11 protein-coding genes are annotated in these 11690 nt (G+C 73.0%); 7 read left to right on the forward strand and 4 right to left on the reverse strand.

Annotated features, from left to right (window positions below; genetic code table 11):
- The first annotated feature begins 210 nt into the window (after positions 1 to 210).
- Together E6J59_13105 and E6J59_13110 are read left to right on the forward strand one after the other, a co-directional pair.
- Positions 211 to 1323 carry an amidohydrolase gene (locus tag E6J59_13105; protein TMB19016.1) on the forward strand — a complete coding sequence of 371 codons (1113 nt, stop codon included), beginning with the start codon at positions 211 to 213 and terminating at the stop codon, positions 1321 to 1323.
- A complete protein-coding gene (locus E6J59_13110; protein TMB19017.1) occupies positions 1323 to 1613 on the forward strand; it encodes a hypothetical protein in 291 nt (96 codons plus the stop codon). Before E6J59_13105 ends, E6J59_13110 begins: the two co-directional genes overlap by 1 nt.
- Here E6J59_13110 and E6J59_13115 read toward each other — a convergent pair.
- Genes E6J59_13115 through E6J59_13125 form a run of 3 tightly spaced genes read right to left on the reverse strand, consistent with a single transcriptional unit; the run spans position 1610 to position 5771 of the window.
- On the reverse strand, positions 1610 to 2011 hold the full coding sequence (locus tag E6J59_13115; protein TMB19018.1) for a nucleic acid-binding protein: 402 nt from the start codon (positions 2009 to 2011) through the stop codon (positions 1610 to 1612). The genes E6J59_13110 and E6J59_13115 overlap by 4 nt on opposite strands.
- Positions 2008 to 3201, reverse strand: coding sequence for a lipid-transfer protein (locus E6J59_13120; GenBank protein TMB19019.1), 1194 nt, complete (start codon positions 3199 to 3201; stop codon positions 2008 to 2010). The genes E6J59_13115 and E6J59_13120 overlap by 4 nt, the downstream gene beginning before the upstream one ends.
- Positions 3198 to 5771 (reverse strand): CoA transferase, encoded by a 2574-nt coding sequence (locus tag E6J59_13125; GenBank protein ID TMB19020.1) that lies wholly within the window; start codon positions 5769 to 5771, stop codon positions 3198 to 3200. The genes E6J59_13120 and E6J59_13125 overlap by 4 nt, the downstream gene beginning before the upstream one ends.
- Here E6J59_13125 and E6J59_13130 point away from each other — a divergent pair.
- Positions 5656 to 7053: a diguanylate cyclase gene (locus tag E6J59_13130; protein ID TMB19021.1), complete on the forward strand. Its 1398-nt coding sequence runs from the start codon at positions 5656 to 5658 to the stop codon at positions 7051 to 7053. The two genes, E6J59_13125 and E6J59_13130, sit on opposite strands and share 116 nt — an antisense overlap.
- 21 nt (positions 7054 to 7074) lie before the next feature.
- Here E6J59_13130 and E6J59_13135 read toward each other — a convergent pair whose 3' ends face one another.
- Complete coding sequence (locus E6J59_13135; protein TMB19022.1) at positions 7075 to 7593, reverse strand: hypothetical protein; 519 nt, start codon at positions 7591 to 7593, stop codon at positions 7075 to 7077.
- A gap of 80 nt (positions 7594 to 7673) precedes the next feature.
- Here E6J59_13135 and E6J59_13140 point away from each other — a divergent pair, with 80 nt between their 5' ends.
- From E6J59_13140 to E6J59_13155, 4 genes are all read left to right on the forward strand, one after another.
- Complete coding sequence (locus tag E6J59_13140; protein TMB19023.1) at positions 7674 to 8879, forward strand: CoA transferase; 1206 nt, start codon at positions 7674 to 7676, stop codon at positions 8877 to 8879.
- A 68-nt stretch (positions 8880 to 8947) separates the two neighbouring features.
- A complete protein-coding gene (locus E6J59_13145) occupies positions 8948 to 9601 on the forward strand; it encodes a TetR/AcrR family transcriptional regulator (GenBank protein TMB19024.1) in 654 nt (217 codons plus the stop codon).
- Positions 9577 to 10971: a carotenoid oxygenase family protein gene (locus E6J59_13150; GenBank protein ID TMB19025.1), complete on the forward strand. Its 1395-nt coding sequence runs from the start codon at positions 9577 to 9579 to the stop codon at positions 10969 to 10971. The genes E6J59_13145 and E6J59_13150 overlap by 25 nt, the downstream gene beginning before the upstream one ends.
- A gap of 50 nt (positions 10972 to 11021) precedes the next feature.
- The coding region (locus tag E6J59_13155) for an LLM class flavin-dependent oxidoreductase (GenBank protein TMB19026.1) at positions 11022 to 11690 on the forward strand (669 nt) is incomplete at its 3' end.

The raw sequence follows: 11690 nt of genomic DNA on the forward strand, positions 1-11690 counted from the left end.
ACTGCGGTGACGTGCTCGTCGGCTCGCGCCCGCTCGGCGTCGACGATGGCGCCGTCTCCTCGTGGCGCTCGCAGCGCTCGCGGTCGTCCTGGGCGCGAGCCGCGCGGCGCTGGCCGCGTGCACCAAGACGAAGGCGAGCGTCACCCCCCTGACCCCGGGTGGACCGGCCGAGCCGGGTCGGTTAATAACCTCCCCGGGAGGTAGGTGACGATGGCGAACGAGCGCATCATCTCGGCGGACTCGCACGTGAACCCGCCGAAGGACCTGTGGACGTCGCGCGCGCCCGCGAAGCTCCGCGACCGGGTGCCCCGCGTCGAGTCCACGCCGCAAGGCGACTTGTGGATCGTCGACTCGCAGGTCTCGGGTGCGATCGGTCTCGACGCCTCTGCCGGCCACAAGCCCGAGGAGTTCCGGCCCTCGGGGATGACCTACAAGGACATGCGGCCCGGCTCCTACGACCCGGCGGCGCGGCTCGCCGACATGGACCTCGACGGCGTCGACGCCGAGATCCTCTACTTCGGCGGGCCCGTCACCTCGCTCTCGCCCGATCCCGAGCTGCGCGGCTACGTCATCCAGACCTACAACGACTGGATGGTCGAGCTGTCGAAGGCGGCGCCCACCCGCCTCGTCGGTCTCGCGCACATCCCCCTCCTCGACCTGGCGGAGGCGATGGCCGAGCTCCGGCGCGTCGCGAAGCTCGGGCTCCGCGGCTTCCATGTCGACCCCTTCCCGGACGAGCGCGGCGGGAAGGCGCTCTGGGATGCCGCCTACGAGCCCTTCTGGTCGCTGGTCGAGGAGACCGGGCTCCCCGTGAGCTTCCACATCGTGGGGCCGCGCAACACGAACGTGCAGCAGACCTTCATGAACCCGACCCCGGGCGTGAAGGAGACCTTCATCGCCATCGCGCCCATCTCGATCTGCGAGGTGGTCTCGACGCTCGTCTTCACCGGCATCCTGGCGCGCCATCCGAAGCTCCACTTCGTGCTGGTCGAGTGCGGCATCGGCTGGATCCCCTACTTCGTCGAGCGCATGGACCAGACCTTCAACAAGCACCGCTTCTGGACCAAGTCGGTGATCACCGAGAAGCCGAGCACCTTCTGGTACCGCCAGGGGCACGCGACCTTCATCCAGGACCTGTCGGGCGTGGCGGCGCGCCAGAGGGCCGGCCTGCGCAACATCATGTGGTCGACCGACTACCCGCACTCGGACAGCACCTGGCCGAGGTCGCGCGCGGCGCTGGCCGAGCACTTCAAGGACGTCCCCGAGGACGAGCGGGCGCTGATCGCGGGTGGGAACGCCGCGGCGCTCTACGGGCTCAACTGATGGGCTCGATCGTCGCCTACAAGTGCCCCTCGTGCGGCTTCGCGACCGAGCAGCTGAGCGTCGGCTGGGGAAAGGCGGGCCGCGCCCGGTTCTGGGGCGGCCTCGCCGTCTGCGGCGAGTGCAAGGACCTGATCGTCGTCGACCTCTCCGAGCAGCGCGCCGACCGCCGCGACCGACGCTGCGCGAAGTGCAACGCGCCGGTCAAGCTGATCGAGGGAACCGTGGACCGCATCCCGTGTCCGCGCTGCGGAGCGGCGCTGCGGCACGCGACGCTCGGGAGCTGGAGCTAGGGCGCGCGGCGGAACTTCACGAGCGTGATCTCGTCGCTCGCCGCCACGAACACCGCCTCGACGGGCATGCCGGCGCGGATCTGCTCCGGCGGGCAGTGGAGCACCTCGCTCACGAAGTGCACGCCCTCCTCCATGAGCACGTCGACGACGTTGTAGGGCTGCTTCGACTCGAACGCAGGCAGCGTCGGTCCGCGCACGATCGTCCACGTCCACACCGTGCCGCGGCCAGTCGAGCGCTCCCAGGCGAAGTCGCGCGACAGGCACCGGGGGCACGTCGGCCGCGGGTAGTGGCGAAAGCGGCCGCAGCCCGTGCAACGCTGGAAGCGGAGCTCGCCGCACCGGGCGGCGGCCCAGAACTCGGCATCGTCACGCGTCGGCCCCGGGAGCGGCGGGCTCATCGGCGGAGGATCACGGCGCCGGTCGGGTCGGTGTTGCCGCCGGCGACGAGGGCGAGCTCACAGCCAGCGACCTGCGCCGTCGAGGTGCCGCGGATCTGCCGCACCGCCTCCACCGTGTTGTTGAAGCCGTGGATGAAGGCCTCGGAGAGCTGGCCGCCGTTGGTGTTGCAGACGAGCCTTCCGTCCGGCCACGCGAGCCCGCCCCGTTCGACGAACGGCCCGCCCTCGCCCGGCCCGCAGAAGCCGTAATCCTCGAGTGCCATGATGACGAGCGGCGTGAAGAAGTCGTAGAAGCAGGCGACGTCGATGTCCTTCGGCTCGACGCCTGCCATCGCCCACAGCCGGCGGGCGGCGCGCGGGGCGCCGTCATCGGTTCGGTTGCTGCCCCGTTCGTAATAGGTCGAGAGACGGATGTGGTGGCCGCCCGCCGCCATCGCGCCGGCCAGGATGTAGGCGGGCGGCTGGCGGAGGTCGCGCGCGCGCTCGGCCGCGGTCACGACCAGTGCGACCGCGCCGTCGGTCTCGAGGCAGCAGTCGAGCAGCCGCAGCGGGTCGGAGACCATGCGCGAGGCGTGGTGGTCGGCGATCGTGATCGGCGTGCCCATGACCGCATGCGGGTTGCGCACGGCGTGGCTCCGGAAGGCGACCGCCACCTCGGCGTACTGCTCGTCGGTGGTGCCGTACTCGATGCGGTGGCGCATGGCGATCATCGCCATCTCCTGGAAGGCGGCGACCAGGCCGTGCGGGACGTGCCACTTGTTCAAACCCGTGAGCGCCACCTCTCCGAGCCGCTCCCAGTAGCGCCCGCCCTGGTGCACGCCAGCGCCGTAGGCGGAGTGCTTGCCGCGCGCGCGCGAACGATGGACCAGCACGGTCGACGCCATGCCGGCCGCGATCGCCGTCGCCGCCAGCACGAGGACCGACGCCGAGCCGCCGCCGCCCCAGGCGCTCGACGCGAACCAGCCGAGATCGGGGTGGCCGAGCGCGGCGAGCAAGTTCTCCTCGTCGGTCGTCTCCATGTCGTAGCGCACCGTGCCGTCGATGTCGCGCGGCGAGAGGCCGGCGTCGGCGCAGGCGGCGAGGATCGCCTCGAGCGCCATGTCGTACTCGGAGCGGCCGAGGGACTTCCCGAACGCGGTCTGGCCGATGCCGACGACCGCCGCCCGGCCGCGGATCGTCGCCGCGCTCACTGGAGGACGCCGTCCTCGGCGAGGCGGGCCACCTGGGCGCGGGAGAGGCCGAGGACGCGAGTCAGCACGTCCTCGGTGTCGGCGCCGAGGCGCGGCGCGGGCCGGGGCGGTGCGAGCGGCGTGCGGGAGAAGCGGATCGGGTTCCCGCTGTGCCGCTCGGGACCGATCTCGGGGTGCTCGACGGTCACGATCGCGCCGCGCGCGGCGAGGTGCGGGTCGGCGCGGTGATCGTCGCCGTTCTGGACCGGCATGGCCGAGACGCCCGCCGCCTGGAGCGCCGCGGCCGCCTCCTCGGCGCTGCGCGCGCGCGTCCACTCGGCGACGCGGCGGTCGAGGTCGGCGCGCGCGGCGAGCCTGCCCGCGAGCGACGCGAGCGCGGGGTCGTGGGGCCAGCCGAGCGCGCCCGCGAAGCGCTCCCACGCCTCGTCGCCGACCACCGCGATGGCCACCCAGCGGTCCTCGCCCGCGCTCGGGTAGACGCCGTGCGGGCAGGCGTACAGGGCCGCGTTGCCCCGCTGGGCGGTGGGCCGGCCGGTCGCCGGCCCTTCCAGGTAGAACTCGCCGATCAGATACGCTGCCGCCTCCGCCTGCGACATCTCGATCAGCTGCCCCTCGCCCGTGCGGCGGCGGTGCTCGAGCGCGGCCAGCACCGCGACCGCCGCCAGCTTGGCGGCGATGTGGTCGGGGTGGTTGAGCGACGAGCCTGCGGGATACGGCGCGTCGGGATGGTTCCAGAGCCAGGTGACGCCCGCGAAGGCCGAGTTGAGCGGGCCGTAGGCGGAGGCCTCGCCGAGCGGCCCGCCGCGGCCGAAGCCCTGGGAGGCGACGTAGATGATGTCGGGACGGACGCGGCGAACGTCCTCGTAGTCGAGACCCCACTGGCGGACCACGTCGCCGCGGTTGTTCTCGATCAGGACGTCCGCCGCCGCGCAGAGACGGAGGGCCAGCTCGCGGCCGCGCGGCGTGCGCAGGTCGAGGGCGACGCTCAGCTGGGCGCGCGAGGCGTCGTTGAAGGTCCACGAGCGGTCGAAGGCGTCGGGCTCGACCGTGACGCGGCGGAGAAAGTCGACGTTGGCCCGCGACTCGACCTTGATGACCTCGGCGCCGAGCTCGGCGAGCAGCGTCCCCGTCTCGGGGATGGCGACGCCGCAGCCGAGGTCGATCACGCGGAGCCCGGCGAGGGCCGGGCGGCTCGCGCCGTCGCCGCTCGGGTGCTCGGGCGCGCGCGGCGGGAAGCCGGCGCCGGGTACCGGCGCCGGGCGCGCCAGCACCGCGGGCGTGCGCGAGAAGTTGAAGGGCGCGGGCGCGAAGGGCGCGTCGCCCAGGTGCGGGAACCCCGTCGCGCGGAAGTAGCCGCGGACGCGCGTCTGCTCCTCGGCCACGAACTCCTCGGGCGTGTTGACGGGCGTGATCGGCACGCCGAGCCGGCGCCCCTCGGCGAGGACCTCCGCGCGCGCGCGCCCCGCGAGCGCCTCCGCGGCGACCACGCGCACGACGTCACCGTTCATGAGGCGGAAGAGCGCCACGCCCCAATGCTCACCCTCGAGCGCCTCGGGGTTGCCGAGGAGCGCCACGAACGCCCGCCACTGCCGCGGCGAGCCGGGCAGCACGCGCACGTAGCCGTCGGCGGTCTTGAGCACGTGGTACGCGCCGTCGGCGTTGCGCGGCGGTGAGACGGGCAGCATCGGGTAGAGGCGCGCGTAGTCGGCGAGCGGGATCGACCACGGGTTCATGCCGTTCAGCGCCGCCTCCTGCACCGAGACCTCGACCGTCTGCCCCCTGCCGTGACGCGCGCGGTCGAGGAGGGCCGCGAGCGCGCCGGCCACGGCGAAGACCGCGCCGCAATCGTGTGCCGCGTAGCCCGGGAGCCAGCACGGCGGCCGCTCGCGGAAGCCGGAGGCATGAAGCGCGCCCGAAGCGGCGAAGGCCGGCAGCGCCTCGAGCCGCCAGCCCGCGCACGGGCCCGTCAGCCCGAGGTCCGCGAGCGCGACGTGCACGAGGCGCGGATGGCGCTCCTGGACCTCGGCGGGGGTGAGGCCGTGGCGGCGCTCGCCCTCGGGACCGAGGTTCTCGATCAGGATGTCGGCCTGCTCGCACAGCGCGCAGAAGCGGTGCCAGCCGTCGGCGTCGTGCAGGTCGAGGACCGCGCTGCGCTTGTTGGCGTTGCGATAGAAGAACGGGAGCGAGCGGTCCGGAGCCTCGATGCCACCCGCGAACGGCGGGACGAGGCGCCCCGGGTCGCCGCGCGGCGGCTCGACCTTCACCACGTCGGCGCCCAGGTCGGCGAGGAGCCGCCCCGCGAATGCGCCGCGGAGATCGGTCAGGTCGACGACGCGGAGGTGTTCGAGCGCCGCGGGCATGCGGCCCCCTCTACTCCGCGGGTGACCGCGCCGGCAAGCTCCTCCCGGCCGAGGACTGGCGGCCAGGGCCGGCGCCGTGCTACCGCGACGGCGCATGTCGGTAGCCCCTGCCGCGACCGTCCTCGAGCGCCAACTCCGCGAGGTAACCGCACTCAACGCCACGCTCCAGGCGCTCACCTCCACGCTCGACCTGCCGGAGATCCTCCGCATCGTCCTCGAGCACACGAAGCACGTCACCTCCGCGGAGGGCCTCTCGCTCCTCCTCTACGACCGCGAGCGCGACGAGATCGTCTTCGCGGCCACCGAGACGCTCCAGGAGAACACCCTCACCTGCCGCGAAGCCCCGCTGCCCCCGGCGGTGGGCGGGCTCATGAGCCCCGATCGGCTCATCGTGCCGGTGCGCGGCGAGGAGCGCGTCCTAGGCACAATCGAGCTCACGCGCCGCTACGACGGCCGCCCCTTCGACGAGGCAGACCGCGAGCGGGCCGGCGCGGTCGTCGCCGAGCTCGCCTCGACGGACGATCTCGAGCGCGTCGCGCACGACCCCGATGCGCTGCACGGCCTCTTCGCCCGCCTCGCCGCCGCCGTGCCGAGCCAGGACGCGGTGCTCGTCATCTACGATCGGGAGCGCCGCGAGCTCGCCTTTCGCGTCTCGCGGGCGCTCCGCCACGGGGTGATCGACGGCGTGCGGCTCCACATGGGCCAGGGCATCGCTGGCTGGGTGGCGCTCCACCGCGAGGCCGTCCGCCTCGATGACGCGAGCCACGACCCGCGCCATGACCCCCGTATCGCACGCGAGACTGGCCTCCTCCCGCGCAGGATGCTCTGCGTGCCGATGGTGCACCGCGGCACCCTTCACGGCGTCATCCAGGTCATCAACAAGCTCGACGGCTCCGCCTTCGACGACAATGAGCTCCGGCTCGTGCAGAGCCTCGCCGACCACGCTGCGATCGCGATCGAGAACGCCTCGCTCTACCGGCAGGCGCAGCAGGCGGCGCTCACGGACGACTTGACGGGTCTCGGGAACACGCGGCACTTCAACCGGGTGCTCCCGGCGCTGCTCGCGCGCGGTGGGCCGGTGTCGCTGTTGGTGCTCGACCTCGATGGGCTCAAGGCGGTGGTGGACCGGTACGGGCACCTGGTGGGGAGCCGCGCCATCGCCGAGGTGGGGCACGTGATCGGGGGGCGGCTCAGGCCGGGGGACGTGGCGGCGCGGTTCGGCGGAGACGAGTTCGTGGTGATCCTCCCGGCGACCGACACGACGGCCGCGCGCGCGATCGCCGAGGGGCTGCGGGAGGCGATCGCGGCCTGCCCCATCCCGGGCGAGCGGGAGGGCGAGACGCTCACCGTGAGCATCGGAGTTGCGACCTTCCCGGATCACGCGGATGACGCGGAGGGGCTGTTCCGGGCGGCCGATGCAGCGATGTACGCGGTCAAGCGGAGTACGAAGAACGGCGTGGCGGGGGGGAGGAGAGCGTCCGAGGGCGGGTGAACCTAGGCCCCGCCGGCCGGCTCAGCGCACCGGCTCCTTCCCCTCCGCCAGCGCCTGCAGCTCGAAGGTGTTCCGCCACGGCCCAAGGAGCCCGAGCCTCACCCACGCCTGGTAGAGGTAGTCCGTCACCGCCCCCGGATCGCCCGGGCGCTCGACGCGCACCACCGTCACCCCGAGCTCGGGCCGCGTGCGCGCCAGCACGAGCGCGCGCGCCACGCGCCACTCCCACTCCTCCACGCTCGCGATGCGGATGCCGTGGTGGTCGGTCAGATCGGCCTCCTGCCCTTCGAGGGCGGCGAGCGCCCGCCCGAGCTCCGCATCGCTCCGCCGAAGACGCGCCACCGCGTCGAACACCGCGCCCGCCGCCGGCGTCGGGCGGAGATAGAGCGCGCCGCGGTTCAGGTCGTCGCCCAGGCGGTAGCCGACGAGATGCGGCTTGCGCACGATGAGCGTCCACGGGAAGAGCGCCTCGATGCACGCGCAGAGGCCGTCCACGTGCTCGGGCGGGACGCAGTAGTTGTTGTGGTTCCACGCATCCACGCCCCGCGCATAGCAGGCGCTCGGGGCGCGTGCGAGCGGTGCCTTGACGCGCTCGCCCCCTGGCTCCTAGTCTCGCCCTCATGGCAACCGTGCTCGATGGCATCACGGTGGTGGAGGTGGCGGACTGGGGCTTCGTCCCCTCCGCCGGCACCGCGCTGGGCGACTGGGGCGCGGCGGTGGTGAAGATCGAGCACCCGCGCCACGGCGACCCGATCCGCGGCCTGATCACCGGCGGCATGATCCCGGGCGCGTCCGGGCGGAACTTCATCGTCGAACAGCTCGGGCGCCACAAGCGCAGCGTCGGCATCGACCTCGGGACCGACGAGGGCCGCGCGCTCCTCTATCGCCTGGTCGAGCGCGCCGACGTGTTCCTCACCAACTTCCTGCCCGACGCGCGCGAGCGCCTGCGCATCACCTACGAGGACTTGAAGCGCGTGAACCCGCGCCTCGTCTACGCCAAGGGCCACGGCCAGGGCGCGCGCGGACCCGACGCGCGCCGCGGCGGCTACGACGGCGTGTCGTTCTGGGCGCGGGGCGGGATCGCGGACCGGCTCTCGACGCCGGGCGGGCCCTACGTGCAGCAGCGGCCCGCCTTCGGCGACTTCATCGGCGGGATGTGCATCGCGGGCGGCGTCGCCGCGGCACTTTTCCGGCGCGAGAAGATGGGTGAAGGCATCGAGCTCGACGTCTCGCTCCTCGGCACGGCCATGTGGGTGCTCTCGCCCGACATCGTCGCCGCCCTCATGTACGGCGCCCTGCTGCCCTCGGCGGGCGAGATGCGCGTCACGCCGAACCCGCTGGTCGGGAACTACGTCTGCCAGGACGGGAAATCCATCGTCCTCATGATGCTCCAGGCGGAGCGCTTCTGGCCGCACTTCGCGGAGACCATCGGCCGCCGGGACCTCCTCGAGCGCTACCCGACGCCCGCGGCTCGACAGGAGAAGCGCCAGGAGATCGCCGAGGAGCTGGCGCGCCACTTCGCGACCCGGGCGCGCGACGAGTGGGCGCGCATCCTGCGCGCGTCGGAGTGCATCTGGGGGCCGCTCCAGAGCCCGCTCGACCTCCCCCGGGACCCCCAGGTCGAGGCCAACGGCTACCTGCTCGAGTCGCCCGCGCCCGAGGGTCCGGTGCGCGTGTGCGCGAACCCGGTCCAGTTCGCGGGCGCGCCGCCCGTGGTCCGGCGGCCCGCCCAGGAGGCGGGCGCGCAGACCGAGGAGGTGCTGCTCGAGCTCGGTTGCAGCTGGGAGGAGATCGCACGCTGGAAGGAGAGCGGGGTCGTGGCGTGAGGCTCGCCGACCCGTCGCGCGGCACGCCCCCTTGACTCGCCAAATATAGCGGCGCTATAGAGCTGCCCGTGGCCTCCCGCGCCGCCGCCCTCGCCCGCTCCCGCGACGCCGACTCGGAGGCCACGCGGCGCGCCATCCTGGCGGCCGCCGAGGACCTGCTCGCGCAGGGCGACCTCTCCATCCGCCAGCTCTGCGCGCGCGCCGGCGTGACGCCGCCCACCATCTACCATCACTTCGGCGACAAGCGCGCGCTCGTCGAGCGGGTGATCGACGACTGCTTCGCGGTCTTCGACCGGGCCCTCGCCCGCCGCCGCCCGCCGGCCGACCCGGTCGAGGCGCTCGCCTGGGCCTTCGACCGCTACGTCGAGTACGGCCTCGCGCATCCCGCCCACTACCGCCTCATGTTCCAGCAGCGCGACGCGCGGCGGCCCACGCCTGCCGGCCTCGTATCGTACGACCGGCTGCGTCGCATGCTCGCGGCGATCGCCGCCGCGGGCCGCCTGCGCGTCCCGGTCGAGGAGGCGACGCGCGCCTGCTGGTGCGCCGCGCACGGCGTCACCTCGCTGCTCGTCGGCGGCTACTTCTCCGCCCAGGACCCCGCCGTCGCGCTCCTGCGCGACGGGTTGATCGCCCAGCTCACCACGGCCGCCGCCGCGCGGCGCGCGCGCCGCCCGCGCGGCCAGAAAGGGAACCGCCCATGGTACGTCGCGAATCGGAGGTGAACGTCTTCCTGCAGGGCAACTTCGCTCCCTGGCGCATGGAGGGCGTGGCCGGGGACCTCGAGGTCAGCGGCCGGATTCCCCGGGAGCTGAACGGCACCTACTACCGCAACGGACCGAACCCGGCCTTCGAGCCGCCCGGGCGCTACCACTGGTTCGACGGCGACGGCATGATCCACGCCGTCACGCTCGCCGATGGGCGCGCGCACTACCGCAACCGCTACGTGCTGAGCGCCGGCCTGAAGGAGGAGCGCGCCGCCGGCCGCGGGCTCTTCTCGGGGCTCCTCGACATCGACCCGAGCGAGGCGCCGCGCTTCAAGAACACCGGCAACACGAACATCGTGTGGCACGCCGGGCGACTGCTCGCGCTGATGGAGGCCGCCTTCCCGACGCGCATGGAGCCGCGCACCCTCGAGACGCTCGGCGAGTTCGACTTCGACGGGCGGCTGGTCGGGGCCATGACCGCGCATCCGAAGATGGACCCCGAGACGGGCGAGATGCTCTTCTTCGGCTACTCGCCCTTCCCGCCCTGGCTCCAGTACCACGTCGCCGACCGCGACGGACGGCTCGTGCGCAGCGAGGTGATCGACGTCGCCTGGCCGTCGATGATCCACGATTTCGCGATCACGAGGGACCACGTCGTCTTCATCCTCTGCCCGCTCGTCTTCAGCTTCGAGAACATGGCGGAGCGCGGCGGCGCCTTCTCCTGGGAGCCCGAGCGCGGCACGCGGCTCGGTGTCATGCCGCGGAGCGGCGGCAACGTCGACGTGCGCTGGTTCGAGACCGAGGCGTCGTACGTCTTCCACCCCATGAACGCCTTCGCCGACGGCGACGCGATCGTGCTCGACGTGGCGCGCTACGGGCAACTCGACTTCATGAACCCCCGGGCGGCGGCGAACCCGAGCTACCGCAACGAGAACGCGGCTCGCATGCACCGCTGGCGCATCGATCTCCGCGCCGGCGGCGTCAAGTCGACGCCGCTCGACGACATCATCACGGAGTTCCCGCGGGTCGACGAGCGCCTCGTCGGCCGGCGCCACCGCTTCGGCTACACGGCGGCGCGCGAGCCCGAGCTCAGCGACGGCGCCGAGCCACTCTGGACCGCGGTGAAGAAATACGACCTCGAACGCGGCACCGCCGAGACCCGGCGCTTCGGCGCCGAGAACGGCGTCGGCGAGCCACTCTTCGTCCCGCGCAGCGAGGGCGCGGCCGAGGACGACGGCTGGGTACTGGTGCTCGCCTACGACCACGCGCGCAACACGAGCGATTTCTACATCCTGGACGCACGCAACGTGGGCGGCGAGCCCGTGGCCGTCGTCCACCTCCCGCACCGCGTGCCCTACGGCTTCCACGGCAACTGGGTGGCGGCATGATCCGCTTCGGCCTGAACGTCGGCTACTCGGGCGCGCAGCTCGCGGTCGACATGGACCTCGTGCGCGAGGCCGAGCGCCTCGGCTTCCACTCGGTGTGGACGGCGGAGGCGTACGGCTCGGACGCGGTGACCCCGCTCGCCTGGATCGGCGGGCAGACGAGCAAGATCCACCTCGGCGCGGCGATCATGCAGATGTCGGCGCGCACGCCGGCCATGACGGCATCGACCGCGACCTCGCTCGACCAGCTCTCGGGCGGCCGCTTCCTCTTGGGGCTCGGCGTCTCCGGCCCGCAGGTGGTCGAGGGGTGGCACGGGCAGCCCTTCGGCAAGCCGCTCACGCGCACGCGCGAGTACATCGAGATCGTGCGCGCGATCTGGGCCCGCGAGCGCCCGCTCGAGCACCAGGGCGAGCACTACCAGATCCCGTATCGCGGCCCGGGCGCGACCGGTCTCGGGAAGCCGCTGCGCTCGATCCTCCACGGGCGCCAGATCCCCATCTACATCGCCGCCACGCGGTCGAAGAGCGTGGCACAGGCGGCCGAGATCGCCGACGGCTGGCTCGCGGTCTGGTACTCGCCCTACCGCACCGGCTTCTACCGCGACGCGCTCGAGTCGGGCTTCCGGCGCGCGGGTGGCGGGAAGTCGCTCGCCACCTTCGACGTGGCGCCCGCCGTCACCGTGATCCAGGGCGACGACGTGCAGGCCTGCCTCGACTTCGTG

The organism is Deltaproteobacteria bacterium (genome assembly GCA_005879795.1).
In the GTDB taxonomy this organism is placed as follows: Bacteria; Desulfobacterota; Binatia; order DP-6; family DP-6; genus DP-6.

Excerpts from the sequence above, each read along its gene's own strand:
- E6J59_13150 (TMB19025.1), top strand. The coding sequence starts at position 9,577 with ATGGTACGTCGCGAATCGGAGGTGAACGTCTTCCTGCAGGGCAACTTC.
- E6J59_13140 (TMB19023.1), top strand. The coding sequence starts at position 7,674 with ATGGCAACCGTGCTCGATGGCATCACGGTGGTGGAGGTGGCGGACTGG.
- E6J59_13125 (TMB19020.1), bottom strand. The coding sequence starts at position 5,771 with ATGCGGAGGATCTCCGGCAGGTCGAGCGTGGAGGTGAGCGCCTGGAGC.
- E6J59_13115 (TMB19018.1), bottom strand. The coding sequence starts at position 2,011 with ATGAGCCCGCCGCTCCCGGGGCCGACGCGTGACGATGCCGAGTTCTGG.
- E6J59_13105 (TMB19016.1), top strand. The coding sequence starts at position 211 with ATGGCGAACGAGCGCATCATCTCGGCGGACTCGCACGTGAACCCGCCG.
- E6J59_13130 (TMB19021.1), top strand. The coding sequence starts at position 5,656 with ATGTCGGTAGCCCCTGCCGCGACCGTCCTCGAGCGCCAACTCCGCGAG.
- E6J59_13110 (TMB19017.1), top strand. The coding sequence starts at position 1,323 with ATGGGCTCGATCGTCGCCTACAAGTGCCCCTCGTGCGGCTTCGCGACC.